The sequence below is a fragment of the Xanthomonas sp. CFBP 8445 genome, assembly GCF_025666235.1.
In the GTDB taxonomy this organism is placed as follows: domain Bacteria; phylum Pseudomonadota; class Gammaproteobacteria; order Xanthomonadales; family Xanthomonadaceae; genus Xanthomonas_A; species Xanthomonas_A indica.
Genome location: NZ_CP102594.1, coordinates 2,275,465 through 2,295,256, shown reverse-complemented (window position 1 = coordinate 2,295,256; position 19,792 = coordinate 2,275,465). Strand labels below are relative to the sequence as shown.

The 19,792-nt window shown below is 67.9% G+C and carries 17 protein-coding genes and 1 pseudogene; 9 read left to right on the top strand and 9 right to left on the bottom strand.

Annotated features, from left to right (window positions below):
- Window positions 1-187: 187 nt before the first annotated feature.
- Window positions 188-1,765, top strand: coding sequence for an MASE1 domain-containing protein (locus NUG21_RS09715; protein WP_263392928.1), 1,578 nt, complete (start codon window positions 188-190; stop codon window positions 1,763-1,765).
- On the opposite strand, the gene NUG21_RS09710 is transcribed toward NUG21_RS09715, so the two are convergent.
- Window positions 1,687-2,106 carry a hypothetical protein gene (locus NUG21_RS09710; protein ID WP_160947280.1) on the bottom strand — a complete coding sequence of 140 codons (420 nt, stop codon included), beginning with the start codon at window positions 2,104-2,106 and terminating at the stop codon, window positions 1,687-1,689. The genes NUG21_RS09715 and NUG21_RS09710 overlap by 79 nt on opposite strands.
- Before the next feature lie 316 nt (window positions 2,107-2,422).
- Here NUG21_RS09710 and NUG21_RS09705 point away from each other — a divergent pair, with 316 nt between their 5' ends.
- Entirely contained in the window at window positions 2,423-2,866 is a 444-nt protein-coding gene (locus tag NUG21_RS09705; protein WP_019798467.1) for an Rrf2 family transcriptional regulator, read from the top strand.
- Between the two features lie 2 nt (window positions 2,867-2,868).
- Window positions 2,869-3,777, top strand: coding sequence for an NAD(P)/FAD-dependent oxidoreductase (locus tag NUG21_RS09700; protein WP_263392927.1), 909 nt, complete (start codon window positions 2,869-2,871; stop codon window positions 3,775-3,777).
- A 167-nt stretch (window positions 3,778-3,944) separates the two neighbouring features.
- Here the strand turns inward: NUG21_RS09700 and NUG21_RS09695 are convergent, their stop codons facing one another.
- The 3 genes from NUG21_RS09695 to NUG21_RS09685 form a co-directional block, all read right to left on the bottom strand.
- Window positions 3,945-6,071: a hybrid sensor histidine kinase/response regulator gene (locus NUG21_RS09695; RefSeq protein ID WP_263392926.1), complete on the bottom strand. Its 2,127-nt coding sequence runs from the start codon at window positions 6,069-6,071 to the stop codon at window positions 3,945-3,947.
- 557 nt (window positions 6,072-6,628) lie between these two features.
- Window positions 6,629-7,408, bottom strand: a complete 780-nt coding sequence (locus NUG21_RS09690; RefSeq protein ID WP_263392925.1) for a glycine betaine ABC transporter substrate-binding protein — start codon at window positions 7,406-7,408, stop codon at window positions 6,629-6,631.
- A gap of 106 nt (window positions 7,409-7,514) precedes the next feature.
- Window positions 7,515-8,801 carry an L-dopachrome tautomerase-related protein gene (locus NUG21_RS09685; RefSeq protein ID WP_263392924.1) on the bottom strand — a complete coding sequence of 429 codons (1,287 nt, stop codon included), beginning with the start codon at window positions 8,799-8,801 and terminating at the stop codon, window positions 7,515-7,517.
- A gap of 35 nt (window positions 8,802-8,836) precedes the next feature.
- Between NUG21_RS09685 and NUG21_RS09680 the strand changes: the two genes are divergently transcribed.
- From NUG21_RS09680 to NUG21_RS09670, 3 genes are all read left to right on the top strand, one after another.
- Window positions 8,837-9,718, top strand: a complete 882-nt coding sequence (locus NUG21_RS09680; protein WP_263392923.1) for a LysR family transcriptional regulator — start codon at window positions 8,837-8,839, stop codon at window positions 9,716-9,718.
- A gap of 183 nt (window positions 9,719-9,901) precedes the next feature.
- Window positions 9,902-10,915: a zinc-binding alcohol dehydrogenase family protein gene (locus tag NUG21_RS09675; protein ID WP_019795900.1), complete on the top strand. Its 1,014-nt coding sequence runs from the start codon at window positions 9,902-9,904 to the stop codon at window positions 10,913-10,915.
- Window positions 10,916-11,002: 87 nt separating this feature from the next.
- On the top strand, window positions 11,003-11,821 hold the full coding sequence (locus NUG21_RS09670) for a DJ-1/PfpI family protein (RefSeq protein WP_263392922.1): 819 nt from the start codon (window positions 11,003-11,005) through the stop codon (window positions 11,819-11,821).
- Between the two features lie 124 nt (window positions 11,822-11,945).
- On the opposite strand, the pseudogene NUG21_RS09665 reads toward NUG21_RS09670, so the two are convergent.
- Together NUG21_RS09665 and NUG21_RS09660 are read right to left on the bottom strand one after the other, a co-directional pair.
- Window positions 11,946-12,207: pseudogene (locus NUG21_RS09665) on the bottom strand (LysR family transcriptional regulator); the annotation flags it as partial.
- Window positions 12,208-12,268: 61 nt separating this feature from the next.
- Window positions 12,269-13,156, bottom strand: a complete 888-nt coding sequence (locus tag NUG21_RS09660) for a LysR family transcriptional regulator (RefSeq protein WP_019796253.1) — start codon at window positions 13,154-13,156, stop codon at window positions 12,269-12,271.
- Between the two features lie 110 nt (window positions 13,157-13,266).
- Between NUG21_RS09660 and NUG21_RS09655 the strand changes: the two genes are divergently transcribed.
- Window positions 13,267-14,043, top strand: a complete 777-nt coding sequence (locus tag NUG21_RS09655) for a class I SAM-dependent methyltransferase (protein ID WP_263392921.1) — start codon at window positions 13,267-13,269, stop codon at window positions 14,041-14,043.
- Window positions 14,044-14,322: 279 nt separating this feature from the next.
- A complete protein-coding gene (locus tag NUG21_RS09650) occupies window positions 14,323-14,778 on the top strand; it encodes an acetyltransferase (protein WP_019796255.1) in 456 nt (151 codons plus the stop codon).
- Window positions 14,779-14,847: 69 nt separating this feature from the next.
- On the opposite strand, the gene NUG21_RS09645 is transcribed toward NUG21_RS09650, so the two are convergent.
- The 3 genes from NUG21_RS09645 to NUG21_RS09635 form a co-directional block, all read right to left on the bottom strand.
- A complete protein-coding gene (locus tag NUG21_RS09645) occupies window positions 14,848-16,533 on the bottom strand; it encodes an FAD-dependent monooxygenase (RefSeq protein ID WP_263392920.1) in 1,686 nt (561 codons plus the stop codon).
- Between the two features lie 43 nt (window positions 16,534-16,576).
- The gene (locus NUG21_RS09640; RefSeq protein ID WP_263392919.1) at window positions 16,577-17,032 is read right to left on the bottom strand and encodes a MarR family winged helix-turn-helix transcriptional regulator; all 456 of its coding nucleotides are present in this window, start codon (window positions 17,030-17,032) and stop codon (window positions 16,577-16,579) included.
- 167 nt (window positions 17,033-17,199) lie between these two features.
- Entirely contained in the window at window positions 17,200-18,090 is an 891-nt protein-coding gene (locus tag NUG21_RS09635) for a LysR family transcriptional regulator (protein WP_263392918.1), read from the bottom strand.
- A gap of 107 nt (window positions 18,091-18,197) precedes the next feature.
- Here NUG21_RS09635 and NUG21_RS09630 point away from each other — a divergent pair, with 107 nt between their 5' ends.
- Window positions 18,198-19,769 (top strand): proton-conducting transporter transmembrane domain-containing protein, encoded by a 1,572-nt coding sequence (locus NUG21_RS09630; RefSeq protein WP_263392917.1) that lies wholly within the window; start codon window positions 18,198-18,200, stop codon window positions 19,767-19,769.
- Window positions 19,770-19,792 lie beyond the last annotated feature (23 nt).

The window sequence follows — 19,792 nt, the reverse complement described above, 5'->3', positions numbered from 1 at the left end:
TCGCAATGAGCGAACGGGCTGTCGTGATCGCGAACGCGCGGATGCAGACGCGGAAACACGAACACGCATCCACCTGCATCCGTCGACCACGTGCGACGCATCTCACACTGTCGTCCCACGACCAACTGTCTACCCTCGACGCCGATCCGGCTTATACAGTAGCGGCGACACACCACGGATGGCGGGGATGGCCGCAGGACGAGATATCGCCAGAGGCGTTCTACTGAGCGCTGCCTACTGTGCCGCGTTCCTGCTGGCCTGGCGCTGCTCCGTAGACCAGTGGTATCTGCCGGCAGGCGTGCGCGTCGCCAGCCTGCTGTTCCTGCCCGCGCGGCGCTGGCCGTGGTTGCTGGCCGGCGATGCCGCCGCGCTGCTGACGCTGCGCATTCCCATGAGCGAGACCTGGGGAGCGAGTGCCGCCTGGGCGTATCTGAGTCCGTTCCTGCTGATGCCGGCGGTATCGCTGCTGCCGGTCCTGATGCGTCAGCGCATTCCGGATCTGGCGCGCAACGATCACTGGCTGCTGCCGCTGACGCTGGCGACCGCGCTGTGGAGCACGCTCTGCAACATCGCGATCAACACCGCACTGGGCGGTCCGACGGGGCCGGCGCCGCTGGATGTGCTGCTGCGCTACTGGCTGGGCGATTACCTGGGCACCTTGATGTTCGTGCTCCCCGCGTTGCTGTGGCTGCGCCGCGACGAGCCTGCGCAGATGCAGGCCTCGCTGCTGCGCGAGGGCCTGGCGTCGATCGCCGCGGCCGTCGTGCTGTCGGCGTCGATCGCCGCCGTCGACGATGCCGTGCTGCGGCAGGTGCTGCTGGTGCTGCTGGTGGTCCCGGCGATCGTGCTGACGCTGCGCCATGGCTGGCGGGGCGCGGCGCTCGGCGTGGTGCTGGCGAACGTGGCCGTGGCGCTGTCCATGCCCAGGGCCGTCGCACCCGGCATGCACGACGCCGACGCGTTCGTGGTGCAGATCCTGCTCGCGGCCACCGCCACGGTGATGTTCGCGTTCGGATCGCGCATCTCCGCGGCCTGCCGGCACATGCGCGACGACGGGCGCATGCGCGAGCAGGCGCTGGCCTTCGCGCAGGCCGGGTACCTGTCGGCCGAACGCACGCTGCGCCGGCGGGTGGTCGACTACACCGACCTCAGCACCCAGATCAACAAGCTGCGCCGCGACGTGGTGGAAGACCTGCGCGCGCGCGGCCATTACGCCGCCGCCATGCAGATGACCCGCACCGGCGTGATCCAGGCGCAACTGCTGGACGAATACGTCACCGCGCTGTATCCGCTCGGGATCGAGACGCATGGGCTGTATCCCACCCTGCGCTCGCCGACCTTCGCCAACCTGTGCGCGACGGAGTTCCGCTGCCGCCTGCATGGCGATCCGCAGCGGCTGTCGCTGGGCCTGCAGCTGGTGGCCTATCGCTGCATCCTCGACGCCATCGAGACGCTGCCCGTGGCCCACACCCACCTGCTGCAGGCGCGGGTATGGCGTGCGAGGGGCCGGCAAGGCATCGCCATCCGCATCACCGCCGATGCGGCGATGCTGAGCGCGCTGCGCCGCCGCCCGGAGGCGCCGGACCGCGAACTGGCGGTCCGCCTGCAGGCGCATGGCGGCACCTGCCGGCGCCGCCATGCGTTGAGCTTCAGCTTTCTGGTGTCCGAAAGCGCGTCCCCCCGGGCTCACTCTGCCGGCGTGATCTCCCATGCGTCGCCGCTGGCATGGCTGCGCAGCCGCACCACGACTTCCGACGTCCGATAGACCACGCGGCCCGGCACCAGTGGCGCCGCCGTCAGCGAGACGCGCGCCACGTCGCTGCCCATCGGCAGCACCCACAGCGTCTTGCCGATGCGGCCGACCGCGGCGCGCACCACGCCGCTGGCGTCGTTGATCTGCAGGTAGTTCACGCCATCGCGCGAGAACTCATAGACGCGCCAGGCCGAATCCGTAGCGAGATTCAGCGCCTTGGGCACGCTTTCCCCCAAGCCCTTGCCGACGACCCCGTGCCCGCCGGAGGGGCAGCACGACTGCGCCTGCGCCTGAAAGGACAGCGCCAGTCCCGCCGCGACCACGATTGCCAAGCCCTTCGCCTTCGTTTCCATTCCATCGATCCTTTCCCACCCGGGGAATTCCGCCTGCATCTCAGGCTGGATCAAGGTACGTGGTCCGGGCCGGGAAGCGGTCGACAAACACCACGGTGGCGATGATGCGAAACCAGGTCGTGGCCATTCCTCGGTGAACAAGCGCCATGCCACCGAATACCACCATGTCGCGATCGCGGCGAATCCGGTCGCACTCGGCGCGCCTTACGGACGACAGGTGCGCAAATGTTCCACGGCACATCCGTTGATCGCGATCGCAGCGCCGGCACCCAGGTCGCACTTGACCCGCCACAGCTTTCGAAACATCATTAGTTACATGAAACGCGACAGCCGCCTGTCTTCTGTCCTGCATGCCCTGCTGCACATGGCCGAGCACGATGGCCCCATGACCTCCGACTCCCTGGCCCAGTGCCTGGGAACCAACCCCGTCGTGGTCCGGCGGACCATGGGGTACTTGCGCGGCGCCGGCATCGTGACCTCGGACCGCGGGCATGCCGGCGGATGGCGCATCCACGCCGACCTGGCCGCGGTCACCTTGCGCCAGTTGCACGAGGCGCTGGGCGAACCCGCCCTGTTCGCCATCGGCAATCGGCACGAAGCCCCGGAATGTCTGGTGGAGCAAGCGGTGAATGCCGCACTCGAAGGCACGTTCGCAGAGGCCGAGGCGTTGCTGTTGAAGCGGTTTTCGGAGATCACCCTTGCCGACCTGGCCGCGGACTTCGCGCGCCGGCATGCGGCAGCACGACGTACCAGGAGTTGAGCATGCACCACGACACCATCATCATCGGCGGCAGCTATGCAGGCATGGCCGCCGCCCTGCAATTGCTGCGGGCACGCCGCTCCGTGCTGGTGATCGATGCGGGCCAGCGCCGCAATCGCACCGCCCCCCATGCACATGGCTTCCTCGGCCAGGACGGCGTGCCGCCGGACGCCATCGCGGCGACCGCGCGCCAGCAACTCGACGCCTATCCGACGCTGGCCTGGCTGGACGCACACGCCCTGACCGCCACCGGCTCCCTGGACGCCTTCAGCGTGACCACCTCCGATGGCGGCACGCACCAGGGCCGTCGCATCCTGCTGGCCACCGGCGTGGCCGATCAGCTTCCGGCCGTCGCCGGTCTTGCCGAACGCTGGGGCACGGCCGTGTTCCACTGCCCGTACTGCCACGGCTACGAGCTGGATCAGGGCCGCATCGGCATCGTCGGCGCCGGCGCGCTGTCCGCACACCAGGCCGAACTGCTCACCGAATGGGGCCATGTGACCTTGCTCGTCAACGGCGCGCTGCAGCTGGACGAGGCGGCCAGGGACCGCCTGACCGGCCGCGGCGTGACGATCGAGGAGGCGGCCATCGACAGGATCGAGGGGCACGCCGACGTGGTCCTGGCCGACGGTCGCCGGCTGGTCTTCGCCGGCCTGTTCACGGCCCCGCGCACCGCCCCGTCCGGCCCCCTGGCCGAGGCCATGGGCTGCCTGCAGGAAGAGACGCCAATGGGCATCCAGGTCCGCATCGATGCCGAGCACAGGACCTCGGTGGCCGGTGTCTTCGCGTGCGGCGACGTGGCGAAAGCGCCGCATTCGCTGTCACTGGCCGTCGCCAGCGGCGCCATGGCAGGCTCCCAGGTTCACCGCTCGCTGGTATGGCCGGAGACCTTCGCCGCGCCGCCAGCATAAGCGCGCACAAGATGACGCCCTCTCGGATTCCGTGGCCCTAGCGGGCTACGCCGAGCAAACCGCGCGGACGCGGTCATGCCACGTGTGGTCGCTTGGCCGGGCTGCGCATCACCGCACGGGCCACAGCGCACCAGGCGCGACGTGCGCGTGTGCCGACCCTGGTCAGGTCAGCCGAGCCCGGCGAACAGGCCGTGCAACTCGGCAAATCCCACCGGCTTGACCAGATGCGCGTCGAACCCGGCGCGCGCCGAATCCTGCCGATCGCCATCCTGTCCCCAGCCGGTCAACGCGACGATGGTGATGTCCCTGCCCCAGTCGCATTCGCGGATGCGGCGGCACGCTTCGTGGCCGTCCATGCCGGGCATGCCGATGTCCATCAGGATCACCTCCGGGCGCATGCGTGCGCCCATCGCCAGCGCTTCCTCGCCGCCTCCGGCGGTGCGCACGTCATGCCCGTCCAGTTCCAGCAGCGCGGCCAGCGCCAGCGCGATATCCGCGTTGTCGTCGACCACCAGGATCCGGCGCGCGATGTGTGACGACCTGGCATCCGCGGTGCCCGACGCCGCGGCCGGCGCGGCGTCGGCGGGAAGCCGCACGACGAAGGCGCTGCCCTTGCCGGCTCCCTCGCTGCGCGCTTCGACGGTGCCGCCGTGCATCTCGACCAGTTGCCTGACCAGCATCAGGCCGATGCCGAGTCCGCCTTGCGCACGCTCCAGCGTGCGGTCCACCTGGGTGAACAGTTCGAAGATGGCGTCGATCTTGTCCGGCGGAATGCCGGAGCCGTTGTCCTCGACCACGACCTCGACGCTGCCCTCGATCGCTTCGACCCGGACTTCGATGTCTCCCCCGGGAGGCGTGTACTTGCACGCATTGGTGAGCAGGTTTCCGAACACCTGGGTCAGACGGACCGGGTCTCCCTGCAGCGGCAGCGGTGCCTGCGGCAACACCACGCGCAACCGATGCCGCTGCTGGTCCAGCGCAGGACGGCAGACCTCGACCGCCTGCTGGATCACCTCGGCCAGCAGCAGCGGCTCGCGCCGCAGCTCCAGCTTGCCCTGCTTGATGCGGTTGACGTCGAGCAGGTCGTCCACCAGCCGCACCAGGTGCCGCACCTGCCGCTCCATGACCTCCTGCGCCTTCCGCGACAGCGCTTCGTTGCCGTGCGAGCGCTTGAGCACTTCCAGCATGTTGCGCAACGGCGCCAACGGGTTGCGCAGTTCGTGCGCGAGCATGGCCAGGAACTCGTCCTTGCGTTGCCGCTCCTTCGCCAGCTCCGTCTCGATCTGATGGCGCTCCACCAGTTCGGCGGCCTGCCGCGCGAGCAGGTCGATGTAGCGCAGCGCGTCCGGGTCGGGGCCGCCCGGCCAACGGTAGTGGTTGTTGAGCATGCCCAGCAGCCGCCCATCGCGGCTGAGCAACGGCGTGCACTGGATGGAGCGGATCTGGTCCTCCATCACGATCTCCAGGCCCAGCGTGCCCTGCAGGCCCTCCAGCTTCTCCACATCGGCCACCACCAGACGCTGCACCTGCTTCGCCGCCTCCCCGCAACTGGCGTCCCACCCGTCCTCGCGGAAATGCTCGACCAGCCGCGTCCCCAGGCCCTGGTGCACGACGATCCGTAACGTTTTCCTGATCGGATCGAAAATCTGGATGTTGCCCTTGTCGGTGCCCGAGATGTCGGCGGCCGCCGCCAGGATCTTCTGCAGCAGCGGCTCGAACTCCCCTGGCCCGACCAGTTCGGCGCTCAATTCCTGCAGCCGGGCGAGTGCGGCCATCTCCTTGCGCAGATGCGCGGCCGCCCGTTCCCGCTCCACCACGATGCTGGTCGCCAGTGCGCCGAATTCGGCGACCTTGCGCTCCCACGCAGTGGCCTGCCGCGCTTCCGCAAGACACAGAAAGAACGATCCGACCGCCTTGCCGCCCTGCCCGATGGCCGGATGCGAATAGCACGCCAGAATGCCGTTTTCCAGGCAAAGCGCGCGCCAGGGCGCGGCCCACTGCGGCGCGTGCTCCACGTCCTCGCATTCGACCGGACGCCCTTCGTGGATGGCAGTCCCGCAGGTGCCGATGAGCGCCTCCCCGATCGGCAAGCCGCGGATGGCCGCGGCGAACGCAGGTGGAAAGTGCGACGAGTAACCGTCGCCCATCGTGCGGCGGTCCTGGCTCGCCAACAACACGCAGGCACGGGCATCGGGCACAAGGCGGCCGACGGCATCGGTGAGCGCATCCAGGCACTCGGCCATGGGCGCGCCAGACGCGATCATGAGCAGCGCTTTGCGCTGCTCCGCGTCCAATTGCGCATCGCGCTGGGCCTGTGCCAGTTCTCGGTACACGTGCACCTATTTACATGGCCGCAGCGGTGTTAATGAATAACACTGAAGACGGTTCGTCTTGAATGAAACCGAGATCCGCTGAAAGCACGGCTTCCACGGTCCGGCGAAAGGCCATGTTGGCATAGGTGCCGCGTGAAGCGCGTGCGACATGCATCAAGGTCTGCAGCCGAAGCTGCGTCGAAACGTCTCGAAACGCAGGCACTTGGCGCCCGACCTCCGCGCCACCACCGGTCCCGACCCTCCTTATGCGAGGTCCAGCCCCTGCAGTCCGGCGCCGTGCGATCTGCATACCGCAGGACACGCGGCGCGCCCGCTCCACGTCAGCGCCAGCCGCCGCCCTGGACGGCACCCACGCAGCAAGGTCATGCGGCAAGCGAATCGTGACGAGGCGTTCAGTGGAGCTCCATCGGCCTCCACCTGGTGCTCGAGGATTGCGCGCGCCTTCGCCCTGCTGCGAGCGAGACGCAATGCAGCGCGCCTGCGTGGAGACGCCTTCCTGGCAGAACGAAGGGACGTGGCTAGCCGGTAGTGTGCAACCAGCGACGAGCGGCCTCCAACGGATCCACCCGATCGCGCGAGACGAGATAATCCAGCCGCGAAACGGCGTCATTGCCGAGGGATGTGCTGCGCAATGCCGACGCTGCCTCCGCAGGCAACCGGTGCATCACCTCGTGGCGCGCCACCAGTGTCGCCTCGTCGGCGCCGCCCATCACCCCCAGCGGATCCTGCAGTGGTCGAATCGCGTATTGCTCATGCAGGAACTGCGGCTTCCACAACGGCAGCACGACCCAACGGCCGTGCTGCACCGCATGTTCGTACGCCGCCACGCAGTCGTCCAGCGTGCCGTTCTCGAAGTGGTAACCGGCCTCTGCGAGGCCATACTGCGTCATCGCCGTGCGCGAGAACCGGCTGATGCCCGCGCCCGCGCCGATGCCCTGGATGCGCTTGTGCATGCGCGCAGCCACCTCCGGCTTGCGCAGATCCTCGATCGAGGACACCAGGGCCTGCGGCACGTCGTCCGGCACGCCCCAGTACGCGTAGGGGCGGTAGAGAACGGCGACCTTCTCGAACCTGCTCGCCATCGGAGCGAAATAGACGCCGTGGCTGTCGGGCAGCCATGCGCTGCACAACATGTCGGCCGCGCCCGCGTGCAGTTGCTCGAAGGCCTGCGCATGCGGTGCCAGCGTTTCCGTCACGTCCACGCCATGGCGGGCAAGAACGGACCGGATCACACCGGATGCCGCACGATGAAACGAGAGATCGATCGTCAGCAGACGAATCTGCAGGGTCCGGGCCATGCGATTTGATTCCGGGGAGAGAGACGCCGACTCAGCCGGCGCTCTCTGATGGGCGGAAGGACTGCGCGGCGCGCCCGGCGACGAGCATGCCGCACCTGACGCGCAGCTAGCGCTGGCCTGCCGGCAGATCGACCCGGTACAGCTTCACCGGGAAACGAATGGTCGATGTGCCTTGATTGAAGGCCGGCGCACCGTCGATCTGCGCAACCGGCAGGTAGACGTGGCCCTGGCCATCGAGATACGGCGCATCGGCCCAACGCAGATCGCGATCGTGCGCGATCGTCGATACCGTCCCGTCCGGCGCACGCCGCATCAGGGTGTTGTCGGCCAGCGGCGTGTAGTACAGGCTGCCATCGGCGCCCATCGCGGTGCCACCGATCGGCGGATTGTCGAACCATGGGCGCACCTGCTGCGCGAGTGCCGCGTCGTCGATGCCGTCATCATCCAGATAGCGCGTCTCGATCTGCGACAGGGGGCCGGTCAGTGGGCCGAAGTACAGGGTGCGGCCATCCGGGCTCAGCTCCAACGGATCGGCATTGACCTGCAGCGGCTTGCCATCGTTGCCGGTCAGCACCTTGCCATTGACGATGATCCTGTCGTTGGCGCGGGCGCGGGCGAACGCTGCGCCATCGAAGCGGCGCCTCGCACGGCCGCTGTCCAGGTCCAGCACGATCACCGCGCCTTCGCCGGCATCGGTCAGGTAGGCATGTCCACCCTGGATGCGGATGTCGTCGACATAGGAGTGGTCGCGGATCACCTCTTTCGGGAAGATGTAGACGCGCACCACGCGATCGGTGCGGGGATCGATGTGGACGACCTTGGCGCCATCGGCCACGGGCGTGCCGCCGAACGCTGGCGTGCCCGTGTCGACGATCCAGAGGTCGCCGCGTGCGTCCTGGTGGATCGCGTTGACGCTGACGAACGCGCGCGCCGCCGCGCTGCCCGGCGTCCAGCTGTTCCAGCCGGCGGCCGGATAGGGGACAAGTGCGCCATGGTTCTGCGCGATGGCCACGGCAGGCCCCGTATTGCCGGTCCAGCGCGGCGCACTGACGATGAAGCGCCCTCGCCCATCCAGCGCCACCGCATTCCACGGCATCTGCTGGCTCTCGCGCACGACGACGAGCGTTGCGGGGGATGCCGTCGCCGCCGATGCGGCGACGGAAGCTGCGAACGCACCGCAAGCTGCGAGGCTGGCGGCGACAAACAAGACCCAGCGAGGCCGGGCGAAGTGGTGTGGCATGGGTTTCTCCAGCAGGACGTGTGAATGAGAGGCCTGCCGGAGTGTGGTGAGTCGACCTGTCCGGAAACAGCACCCGGCGGGGCAAGCAGTCTTGTGATAATTTTGAAAATCACACCATCGCCGCCGTCCCGTGCCATGCGTGGTGCGGCGCATCTGCTGGAAAGACCTGGATGATCAGACTGGAAGACGTGCGGATCTTCGTGTCCGCGGCCGACCATGGCAGCCTGTCGGCGGCAGCCCGCCAACTGGACCTCACGCCGGCGGTCGCAAGCGTGGCGCTGAAGCGGCTGGAGACCGAACTCGGCACCCGGCTGCTCGCGCGATCGACACGCAGCCTGCGGCTGACGCCGGATGGCGAACGCTATTTGCAGTACGCGCGCAACGTGCTGGAGCAGGTCGAGGCCGGACGCAACGCGGTGGCCCAAAGCCGGAAAATGATCGGCGGTGCGGTGTCGCTGTCGATGCCGTCCGACCTGGGGCGCACCGTGTTGCTGCGATGGCTGGACGCGTTCCAGGCGCAGTACCCGAGCGTCTCCCTGCAGATCCGCATCGGCGACCAGATCACCGACATGATCCGTGCCCCGGTCAGCGTCGCCATCCGCTATAGCGTTTCCGAAGACTCCTCGCTGGTCGCGCTGCCGCTGGCGCCCGAGAACCGGCGCGTGCTGTGCGCGTCGCCCGGTTACTTTCTGCGCCACGGGCGGCCGACGACACCGGCCGATCTGGCCAGGCACAACTGCCTGCGCTTTGCCCTGAGCGATGCCCTGCACGACCGCTGGACCTTCTTCGGCGGCGGCACGCCGGAGGTGGTGACCGTGCACGGCGACCGCAGCAGCGACGACGGGGAACTGGTCCGGCGCTGGGCCGTCGCAGGGCTCGGCATCGCCTACAAATCCAGGCTGGATGTGCTGGACGACCTGCGCGCCGGCCGCCTCGAGGCGGCACTGCCGGAATTTGAAGGGGAACGCGCGCCGCTGCATCTGGTCTGCGCGCATCGGGCGATGCTGTCGCCCACGGTCAACGCATTGCGCGACTTCCTGCTGCACAGGATCAACGGCTATCTGGAATGAAACAGACGGGCGCCTCGCGCCTGACCGGTATATTTCAAAATAATTTTGAAGCTGATATCGCGCATGGCGCCTGTGACCGCAGGCCGCGCAAGACGATCATGGCGTGAGCCGAACCGGCCCGCAGCGCAACGACGCATTGCCGCCGTGCGCCGGCTCGATCCTGTCCTGAGTCCGGAGCGCACTATGAAAGCCATTGGCTACTACCGCAACCTGCCGATCAGCGATGCCGACGCGCTGGTCGAGCTGACACTGCCCGACCCTGTTCCCGGTGCGCACGACCTGCTGGTGGAGGTCCGCGCGGTGTCGGTCAATCCGGTCGACGTCAAGATCCGCGCAAACGTCGCGCCGGAAGCCGGCCAGCCCAAGGTGCTTGGCTGGGATGCAGCCGGCGTGGTGCGCGCCGTGGGCACCGCCGTCACGCGTTTCAAGCCCGGCGACAAGGTGTGGTACGCCGGCGCATTGCAGCGCCCCGGCACCAACAGCGAGTTGCATCTGGTCGATGAGCGCATCGCCGGGCGGATGCCGCAGCGCATCGATTTCGCGGCGGCGGCGGCCCTGCCGCTGACCACCATCACGGCTTGGGAATTGCTGTTCGATCGCCTGAACATTCCGGAAGGCGACCAATCGCAAGGCGCCACGCTGCTGGTGATCGGCGCGGCCGGTGGCGTCGGCTCGATCCTCGTGCAACTGGCGCGACGGCTCACCGGCCTCACCGTGATCGGCACCGCGTCGCGTCCGGAAACCGCCAAATGGGTCGGCGACCTCGGCGCGCACCACGTGATCGACCACACCAAGCCGCTGTCCGAGGAACTGCGGCGCATCGGCTTCGCCGGCGTCGACTACGTCGCGAGCCTGAACCAGAGCGACCGCCATTTCGACGAGATCGTCGCCGCGATCAACCCGCAGGGGCACGTCGCGCTCATCGACGATCCCGATCACATCGACGTCCGCAAGCTGAAAACCAAGAGCGTGTCGCTGCATTGGGAATTCATGTTCACGCGTTCGATGCACGCGACGCCGGACCAGATCCGCCAGCACGAACTGCTGACCCGCGTCGGATCGCTGATCGATGCCGGCGTGCTGCGCACCACGCTCGCCGGACACTTCGGCACGGTGAATGCCGCCAATCTGCGGCGCGCGCACGAATGGATCGAGACGCATCGCGCCCGCGGCAAGATCGTGCTCGAGGGCTTCTGAGCGGCCTGCACGGCGCCGCCCCCCTGTCAGTCCCCGTCGGCAACCGACGGCCCAGCGACCACCTACCGCCATCAAGAGGAGAACAGCATGCCCAACTCTGGAGACCCCATGGACCACAACCCGATGCGCCGGTATGTCAGCCAGTTGGGGCTGTTCGGCCTGGGCGCATTGTTGGCCAGCCCCCGCGTGATGGCCGCGGCGTCCACGCCAGCGAGCTCGCCGTCGAAGACGCATCCGGACAGCACGACGACGCCGGGCTCCGCGGCGCCGACGAAGGTGGTGATCCTGCTGTTCCCGGGCACCACCATGCTCGACTGGATCGGCCCCTACGAACTGCTCCATCGGGTACCGGGCATCGACCTGGTGCTCGCGGCCAAGACCCGCGATCCCTACCGCAGCGACAGTGGCATGGTGACCTATCAGGCGAATGCGCTGATCCAGGACATCGACAAGGTCGACGTCCTGCTCATCCCGGGCGGCGGCATGGGCGTGCGCGACGTTTCCAACGATGCCGACGTCATGGGCTGGATCCGGCGTATCGACAGGACATCGCGAATCACCGCAAGTGTCTGCACCGGCGCCCTGATCCTGGGCCGCGCCGGGCTGCTGCGCGGCCGCCGCGCCACCACGCACTGGGCCTTGCAGAACATGCTGAACGACCAGGGCGCGACCTATGTGGACGAGCGCTGGGTGGTCAGCGACAAGTACTGGACCTCCGCGGGCGTCTCGGCCGGCCTGGACATGACGCTGGCGCTCATCGGCCACCTGCGCGGGGATGCGGAAGCGATGAAGGCACAGCTGAAGATCCAGTACGACCCGAAGCCGCCGTTCCATGCAGGCGCCTGGTCGACGGCGCCGGCCGCCATTCGCGAAGCGGTAGGGGCGCCGATGCCCAGCCACGGCTGATGCCGTCGAAGGCGCTCGCGGCCGCCCGCCGAGCGATACGCTGCCGAGCATTCCACGCGCCACGCAGAAACCACAGCGGACATCCCGAGGTTTGCCGGGCCGCGCCATGCTGCCACGATCTGCGGCGCACGCCGAGGCGATCAGCCGAGGCGTGGAATCCCACGCGCAAGCTGTCGTCCACCGTCGGCAGGATGATGGGATGACTTCGAAGGCGATCGGCGACACTGGCGGCATGGCCCAGCCGGTCGCGTGTCCACCAGGCTGACCGGATGCTCGGCGAGCCGGTGGGTGACGAACGGGGTCAGCGCGTCGCCAGGGGGTGCCTGATTCAGCAGGACGACGTCGAGGTTCGGCGCTTCCAGCGCCCGCAGCAGTTCGCAGGCGCTCGATACGCAGCCCAGGCAGGCGACTACCGGCGCACAGCGGGACGGGATACGCCGCGCCGGCTCATGCGTCCTTCGCCAACGCTACCAAACGCGCCAACGGCGAGCCGGATGGCGCATCGCGCCAGATCAAGGTCAACGGGATGGTGAACGCAGATGCCGGATCCAGCTCGCGGTACACCACGCTCTCGCGATGCAGCGACTGCAGCGCCATCGGCACGATCGCAATGCCCTGCCCGGCTGCCACCATGGCGGCAGCGGACAGCAGACGCGGCACGCTCGCCACAGCGCGCGGCGCGAAACCGGCACGGTGGCACGCAGCGGACAGCACGTCCAGGATGCCCGGACCGTCCGGGCTGCGATACAGCACGAACTCCTCCATCGCCAGGTCTTCCAGCGCCAACGCACCGGTTGCCGCGCCCAGCCGGTGTCCACGTGGCAGCGCGACCACCACTGCTTCTTCGCACAGGGTGACGGCGTGCAGGGGCGCAAAGCGCTCGGCGGGAGCGCGCACGAATGCCGCGTCCATCTCTTCGGCCCTCACCGCACGAAACAGGCTGTCGGTAGCATTTTCGCGTACATCCAACGCCACTTGGGAATGGCGTTCGCGAAACATCCGCAGGATCCGCGGTACCAGCGGATGCAGCGCAGCCGAACTGGTGTAGCCCATCACCAGTCGACCCAACTGCCCCTGCGCCGCACACCGGACGCGAACGACGGCGTCGTCGGCCGCGGCCAGAATGGCCTGCGCATCCGCCAGGAACACGCGCCCTGCATCGTTGAGGCGCACGCTGCGCGGTGTCCGCTGGAACAGTTCGACACCCAGTTCGCGCTCCAGGTCGCGGATCTGCTGGCTGAGCGGCGGCTGCTGAATGCCCAGATGTGCCGCCGCCCTGGTGACGCTCTGCGCGGCTGCCACGGCGACGAAATAACGGAGATGGCGCAATTCCATGGCGCCAATGATATTCAGAATATCTGCTCATGGTAGCAAGCAGATATTTTACATTCCCATTATCCCTATCTAGCATCGCAGGCCGTGCATCCCGCCATGGACCACTGCCAATGCCCATTGATTTCCACGCACACCAGAACCGATACACCTACTCCGGCAGGGACGTCGATCCCGCCTGGATGGACGCCGTGCACGCCCTTGTCGAACCTGTCGGCAAGCGAATTGCCGACGTCGGCTGCGGCGGCGGACTTTACGCGCTGGCCTGGCATGCGCTGGGTGCCGCCCAGGTCACGGGTGTGGATTTCTCCGCGGAGATGGTGGCTGCGAGCCGCGAGCGAGGCACGGGCGTGGACAACGTCTGCTTCGTGCAAGGCACCGCCACCGCGACGGGGCTGCCCACGGCGAGCTGCGACGTGGTGTTCCAGCGCGCATTGATTCACCACCTGCCGGACTACGTGGCGTGCTTTGCCGAGGCGCGTCGCCTGCTGGCGCCCGGTGGCCGCCTGCTCGTGCAGGACCGCACACCCGAGGACGTCGACCTCCCTGGATCCGGCACGCACCTGCGCGGCTACTTCTTCGACCTGTTTCCGCGGCTTCGCGCCATCGAGGCCGGCCGTCGGCCTACGCACGCGACCGTCGCGGCGGCCATGCACGCTGCCGGCTTCACCGACATCGCCGAGCATTCGCTGTGGGAAACACGCAAACGCTACGCTAGCGTCGAATCGCTGGCCCTCGACCTGGCGGCACGCACGGGTCGCTCGATCCTGCACGAACTGAGCGATGACGAACTGCAGTCCTTGATCGACGACCTCCGTCGCCGATTGCCTGCGCATGGGGAAATCGTCGAGCAAGACCGCTGGACCCTCTGGGTAGCACGACCCGCCTGATGCGCGTGCATGCGCCACCACGCACGGCGCTCGCCTCATCAGCGGCGCGGAGACAGGCGCTGCGATGGCCAGGCAGGCCATCGGCGCCCGCGGCGATCTGCATGCCATACTGATCGAAGCCGCCGCAGGGCTTCGGCATCGTGCCGGTGCCATGCCTCCACGTCGAGACCGAATTCGGCGACTCCGATGTGTCGATCCACGTGCTCGGATCGATCCCCTGAAAATGCGCCATCCAAGCACTGCAACGCTTCGACGGCCACTCCTGAAACGCAACGAGACATGAAAACCGACAACACCACGATCGCGATCCGGCGCGCTCGTCCCGATGAGGGAGCACGCGCAGTCCAGATCTGGCAGGAGGCGGTCGATGCGACACACGACTTCCTGTCGGCGCAGGATCGCCTTGCCATCCAGACGATGGTGCGCGAATTCCTGCCCAGCGCGCCGCTGTGGTTTGCCGTGGATGCGCACGACCGTCCACTGGCGCTGATGCTCATCGAAGACGGGCATATGCAGGCGTTGTTCGTCGACCCCGCGTCTCGTGGCACCGGTGTCGGCGCCGCGCTGGTGCGGCACGGCCTCGCGCTGCACCCGCGCATGACCACCGACGTCAACGAACAGAACCATCAGGCTGTCGGCTTCTACGAAAGGATGGGCTTCAGGCGCACAGGGCGGTCCCCGCACGACCACCAGGGCAAGCCCTATCCGCTCATCCACCTGGAATATGCGCCTTAAAACACCCTCTGGCATCGCCCCCGCGCCATGCCGCGGGGCCACCAACTGCGGCAGACCTGCACGCTCGCCCTAACCGCCAAAGATCCTGGCGCAGTACGCGCGCAGCAGGTCCGGCGCGTCGAGCGGGCCACGGAAGGCGATATGGCCATCGGGCCGGACCAGCACCATCGCAGGTTGACGCTCGATGCCATAGGCGCCGTGCGCCAGCCCATCCAGATCGAACAGCGCCGTGGCATCGCCGGCCTGCGGCACCGCCCGGCCGAGGATCAAGCGGGGCCGGATCCACTCCCACACCTGCAACTGCGCCAGTGCATCACGCATCGCAACCAGGGCGTCCTGCTGACGGGCATCGAACAGCAACAAGGTCCAGCCCCAGGTCACGCCGTCGGGGTTGTACAGATGCGCGAACAACGTCGTCGAGGACAGATCCTGGGCGATGACGGCCGCATCCGGTGCGCGGTCGCCGGGATGGGGAACGCGCCGATGCACGACCTCTCGCAGTCCGTTGAGGTGGTCCTCGTTCAACGGACTGTCGGGATAGGCGACGGAAAGTTGCTGGAGATCGTCGGTGCCCTGAATCAGCGCGCCGATGTTGGGCAGGAAACTGGCTGCGATCCCCATGGCCGCGTCCTTGATCGCGCCCCGGTACACGCTGTTCTTGAAGCCTTTTTCCTGCTGCGCGTCCAGACGGCTGTGCTCGCCGCCGCGCTCCACGCCGTAGGATTCCAGCAGCACCGGCGCGGCCTTGCCGTGCAAGGCCATTGCCAATCGCCACGAAAGACCGACCGCATCCTGCAGCCCGGCGTTCATGCCCTGGCCGCCTGCGGGCAGCGTGAGATGGCCGGCATCGCCTACCAGGAACACGCGTCCGTCGGCGTAACGCGGGGTCACGCCGTGCTGGAAGCGGCTGTGGGTGATCCAGATCGGATCGCTGAGCTCCAGCGTCTCGTCCTCGGTGACCTCGCGCGCGATGGCCTGCAGCTCTTCCAGCGTCGGATCGCGATCGGGAATGCCCGCGTCGTCGGACAGGAAGAACAGCCGGTGGTAGCCCTCCCACACCGGCAGCACGCCGCAGAAGCCCTTGGGGTAATAGAAGAACCAGAGGTGATCGAAATCGGTGGAACGCCGCCAGCGCAGCTTGGCATCAAGTTGTCGATTGATGCAGTGCGGCAGCTTTTCCGTCGCGAAGTCCGCGCCAATCCGCTTACGCACGAAGCCTTCGGCCCCGTCCGCACCGACCAGATAGCGGCAGCGCAGTCGTTCGAGGGGGATGCCCGCGATTTCCGCGCCAGCGTCGTCCACCGTCGCGATCGCCACGGTGACGCCATCGGCATCCTGCTCGACCTCGACCACCTTGCGCCCGCGTTCCAGCGCGGCACCGCCGGCTGCGATCCGCTGCGCCAGAGTGTTCTCGATGACATCCTGTCCGCTGTAGAGCACCTCCGGATAGGGACTGTCGACCTGCGCGATGTCGATCGGATCCACCGTCTTGCCGTTCAACAGCGTGTGGATGTGGGTGATCCGATGCGCCTGCTCCGCCAGGGCGTCGCGGATGCCGATGCTCGCCAGCAGTTCCTGCGGGCGCGCCCACAGATTGTTGGCGCGAGAATGCGGCTTGGGCTGCGTGCGCTGCTCGAAGATGCGGAATCGCACTCCGTGGTGGGCCAACGCGCAGGCGGTGGTCAGGCCGACCGGTCCGCCGCCGATGATGATGACGTCCGTCTCGGACCCATCGATGTGCGAAGCAGGCTCCATGGTCTCTCCTGGTGATGGACGCGTTGCGGTATCGGCCTCTGCCTTATCCCGCCAAGGACTGGTCGAGCGCATCGCGCATTTCCACGAGCACTGCGATGGCCGTGCTGACGCGCTCGGCGCCCAAGCGTTCGATCAGTTGCTGGTCGAGCGCCGCGACCGCGGCCTCGGCGGCGCCCAGGGCCGCGCGCCCTGCCGGCGTCAACACCACGAGCTTGGCGCGCACATGATGCGGATTGGCTTCGAACACGACGAACCCGTGTTCGGCCAGCAGCTCCACGACGCGCTGGACCGCCTGCCGGGTCAGCCCCATGTTGCGGGCGATATGCGCCACCGGAAGCGGCACCGGCGAGTACCCGAGCGCGCCGAGCACCTGCCACCAGGCGGTGGTCAGCCCGATCGGGCGCACCAGTCGGTTGCCCATGTCGATCAGGCGGCCATTGGTGGCGAACACCGCGAGGACCAGTTCGCGAACCAGCAGGGGAAGGTTCTCGGAAGTCATGCATCATCCTGTCTATTTGACAGCATATTGTCAATCTACACAGCCAGCGACTTCGTTTCTCGACCGACGCACGCGCACTGCCGCGGCGTGGCGGCCGATCTTCGGCAACTACTGCTGAGTCCTACTCGGGTTAACCGCCTAAGCCCCTTAGGGCGACGGATCGGGCGCTACATGCCTGCTTGCGCAGCCGCCGGCTGCAGCAGCAGCCGCACCAACGGATTGGGGAAGCGCCGCGACATGGTGACGGCATGGAAGGTCTCCACGATGTCCGGCAATTGGTCGCCTTCCACCAGCACGCCCGCGGCGATCTCGTCCTTGACCACGATCGGCGGGAGCACGGCCAGGCCGATGTCCTCGCGCGCCAGCAACCGCATCATCGCCATGTCCTCCACTTCCGCCACGATCTGCGGGCGCACGCCCAGGCGATCGGCCAGGGCGTCGAATCCCGCACGCACGCTGTTGTCCACCGTCGGCAGGATGATGGGGTGGGTTCGAAGGCGATCGGCGACGCTGGCGGCATGGCCCAGCCGGTCCGGCGTGCCCACCAGGCTCACCGGGCGCTCGGCGAGCCGGTGGGTGACGAACGGCGTCAGCGCATCGCCGGGTGGCGCCTGATTCAGCAGGACGACGTCGAGGTTGAGCGCTTCCAGCGCCCGCAGCAGTTCGCCGGCACTGCCCGAGCGCAGGATCAGGTCGATGTCGGGACGGCCGAGCAGCGGCCGCAGGAACTCCAGCTGGAAGTTGCGCGACAGCGTGGCCAGCGAGCCGACCCGCAGCGCCTGCCGCGCGGCACCGGTCTGCCGCAGCGTGCCCAGCAGCTCATCGCCGGTGGCGAAGATCGCGTCGGCATGGTCGAGCACGATCTGCCCGGCCTCGGTCAGGTGCAGTTGCCGCCCGCGCCGCTCGAACAGCGCATGGCCGAGGCGCTCCTCGAGCTTGCGGATCTGCACCGACAGGGCCGATTGGGTGAGGTGGAGCCGTTCGGCGGTGCGGGTCAGATTGCCGTCGTGGGCCACGGCCCAGAAGTAGCGCAGGTGGTTGTAGTTCAGGGCGGCCATCGTTCGATAATAGCGAACGATATCGTGAAAATAATGAATTTTTGTTGGATCCCACCGATCGCTATCGTGGCGCCGCCCGCCACCGTGCCCGATCCGAGGGGATTGCCTTGTCGCTCTATCTGCTGCCGCTTTCTGCACCGTTCCTGCTGCTGGTCGCCGCCGTGTTCGGCTTCGTTCGCAGCGGCCGACGTCCCCGCCTGCTGCCGGTCTTCGCCGAGGGCACCGCGCTCGGCGCGCTGATCGTCGCCATCGCCTCGCTGGCGCTGCTGATCGCGCGCGGCGCCGGCGACAGCGGCGTGATTGGCTGGAGCGGCATCGGCCTCTCGGTCCGGCTCGATGCGGTGAGCGCCACGATGCTGCTGCTGGTCGCCTTCGTCGGCTGGATCGTGGTGCGCTACACCCGCACCTATCTCGACGGCGAGGCGCGACAGGGCTATTTCACCGGCTGGCTGTGCATCGCGCTCGCGGCGGTGCTGCTGCTGGTGCAGGCGGGCAACCTGGTCCAGGTCGTGGTGGCCTGGATCGCGACCAGCGTCGCGCTCAATCGCCTGCTGCTGTTCTATCCCGACCGCGTGGCGGCGCGGCGCGCCGCGCGCAAGAAGCGCCTGTTCTCCAGCATCGGCGCCATCGCCCTGATCTCAGCGGCGCTGCTTGTCTGGAAGAGCCTGGGCACCACCGATATCGCCACGATCAACACGCTGGCGCGCAGCGGCCAGCACCATTGGTTGCTGACGGCCGCCGCCGCCCTGCTCGCGCTGGCCGCAGTGCTGAAATCGGCGCAGTTCCCCACCCATGGCTGGCTCACCGAGATGATGGAGGCGCCCACGCCGGTGTCGGCGCTGCTGCACGCCGGCGTGGTCAACGGCGGCGGCTTCCTGCTGATCCGCTTCGCCGACCTGATGCTGGCCGCCCCCGGCGTGCTGGCCGTGCTGGCGATGCTGGGCGGGTTCACCGCGCTGTTCGGGGCGCTGGTGATGTTGACCCAGCCCGCGGTCAAGACCTCGCTGGCCTGGTCGACGGTCGCGCAGATGGGTTTCATGATCCTGCAGTGCGGGCTGGCGCTGTTTCCGCTGGCGCTGCTGCACATCGTCGCGCACTCGCTGTACAAGGCACATGCCTTCCTGGCCTCCGGCGGTGCCGTCGAGCAAGTGGCATCCATTCGCAGGCCCGGGCCGGTTGCCGTGCCCAATGGGGCGGCGGTGGGCCGCGCGTTTCTGATCGCGCTGGCGATCTATGTCGGGATCGGCGCCGCCTTCGGGTTCGCCTTCGGCTTCGGGCACAAGTCGCCACAGGCGCTGGCCCTGGGCGCCATCCTGATCTTCGGTGTGGCCTACCTGCTGGCCCAGGGCCTGGCCGATGCCGCACCGCGCCCACTCACCCGCAAGACCGCGCTCTACGCCAGCGCCGCTGCGGTCGGCTATTTCGCGCTGCAGACCGCCGCCCAATGGCTGACCGCCGGCGTGCTGCCGGCAACGCCGGCGCCGGGCCGGCTGGAGTGGACGCTGATGGCGCTGGCGGTGCTGAGCTTCGGCCTGGTGGCGGTGGCGCAGGCGCTGTTCCCGCTGTGGGCGACGCACCCGGCCGCCGCCGGACTGCGCGTGCATCTCTCCAACGGCCTGTATGCCAACGCCACGCTCGATCGCCTGCTCGGCGGCTGGTCCGTCCGCAAGACCTCGTGACTCCCTAACCGCCAGGACACCCC